This is a genomic window from Actibacterium sp. D185-2 (genome assembly GCF_054954595.1).
This window is the reverse complement of the sequence record NZ_JBPWNX010000055.1, coordinates 1-1689: the sequence shown is the minus strand read 5'-3', so window position 1 is coordinate 1689 and position 1689 is coordinate 1. Positions and strand designations below refer to the sequence as shown.

At 65.8% G+C, this 1689-nt stretch carries 2 protein-coding genes; both read right to left on the bottom strand.

Translation table 11 applies throughout. From position 1 onward, the window contains the following. Nucleotides 1-4 precede the first annotated feature (4 nt). Nucleotides 5-931 carry an electron transfer flavoprotein subunit alpha/FixB family protein gene (locus ACSR1C_RS20495; RefSeq protein ID WP_460260860.1) on the bottom strand — a complete coding sequence of 309 codons (927 nt, stop codon included), beginning with the start codon at nt 929-931 and terminating at the stop codon, nt 5-7. Further along, nucleotides 931-1689, bottom strand: coding sequence for an electron transfer flavoprotein subunit beta/FixA family protein (locus ACSR1C_RS20490; RefSeq protein WP_460260859.1), 759 nt, complete (start codon nt 1687-1689; stop codon nt 931-933). The genes ACSR1C_RS20495 and ACSR1C_RS20490 overlap by 1 nt, the downstream gene beginning before the upstream one ends.

Genomic DNA, 1689 nt, shown 5'->3' with positions numbered 1-1689 from the left:
CGCCCTACAGCTTTTCGATCAGTTCCGGGACGGCCTTGAACAGATCGGCGACCAGGCCGTAATCGGCGACCTGGAAGATCGGGGCCTCTTCGTCCTTGTTGATCGCGACGATCACCTTGCTGTCCTTCATCCCCGCCAGATGCTGGATTGCGCCGGAAATCCCCACCGCGATGTAAAGCTCGGGCGCCACGACCTTGCCGGTCTGCCCCACCTGCCAGTCGTTCGGCGCATAGCCCGAATCGACCGCCGCGCGCGATGCGCCCACGGCGGCGCCCAGCTTGTCGGCCAGCGCCTCGATCAGCGCGAAGCTCTCCTCCGAGCCCACGCCGCGACCGCCCGAGACAACGATCCCGGCCGCCGTCAGTTCGGGCCGGTCAGAGGCCGCCAGCTTGTCCTCGACCCATTCCGACAGGCCCGGGTCGGACGCCGCCGCGATGCTCTCCACCGCCGCCGAACCGCCCGCGCCCGCCGCGTCGAAGGTCGAGGTCCGCACCGTCAGGACCTTCTTCGCATCCGTGGATTTCACCGTCTGGATCGCGTTGCCGGCATAGACCGGCCGCTCGAACGTCGCGTCGTCGACGATGCCCGACACGTCCGACAGCACCATCACATCCAGCAACGCGGCGACCCGCGGCATGATGTTTTTCGCGCTCGCCGTGGCCGGGGCAACGAAATGTTCATACTCGCCCGCCAGGCTGACGATCAGAGCGGCGACAGGTTCGGCCAGCCCGTTGCCATAGCTCGCATCATCGGCGCACAGAACCCGTGCGACGCCGTCCAGTTTCGCCGCCGCCTCGGCCGCGGCCCCGCAGGAGGACCCCGCGCACAGAACCGTCACCGGCCCCAGTGCCTTCGCCGCCGTCAGCGCCTTGGCGGTCGCATCCACGGCCAGATCGCCACCCAGAACTTCTGCTAGAAGGAGTACAGCCATCACACCAGCCCCGCGTCTTTGAGTTTCGCCACAAGCTCGTCCACCGAGCCAAGGATTTCACCGGCCTGCCGCCCGGCGGGTTCCGCCGTCTTCACGACCTGAAGCCGCGGGGTCACGTCGACGCCGTAATCGGCGGCGGTCTTTTCCTCCAGCGGCTTCTTCTTGGCCTTCATAATGTTGGGCAGGCTGGCATAGCGCGGCTCGTTCAGCCGCAGATCGGCGGTCACGATCGCCGGCAGCTTGACCTTGATCGTCTGCAACCCGCCATCGACCTCGCGCGTCACCGTGGCCTGATCGCCCTCGACCGTCAGCTCCGACGCGAACGTCGCCTGGCCCCAGCCCAGCAGCGCCGCCAGCATCTGGCCGGTCGCGTTCATGTCGTTGTCGATCGCCTGCTTGCCGGCGATCACCAGACCGGGCTGTTCCGCGTCGATCACACCCTTGAGGATCTTGGCAACCGCCAGCGGCTCGATATCGGTATGCACGTCATCGGCGGCGACAACCAGAATGGCGCGGTCGGCGCCCATGGCCAGCGCCGTGCGCAGCGTTTCCTGGCTTTGCTTCACACCAATCGAAACCGCCACGATCTCCGTCGCGACGCCCGACTCCCGCAGGCGGATCGCCTCTTCAACCGCGATCTCGTCAAACGGGTTCATCGACATCTTCACATTCGCAAGATCAACGCCGCCGCCATCCGCCTTAACACGAACCTTGACGTTATAGTCGATCACACGTTTGACAGGTACAAGCACCTTCAT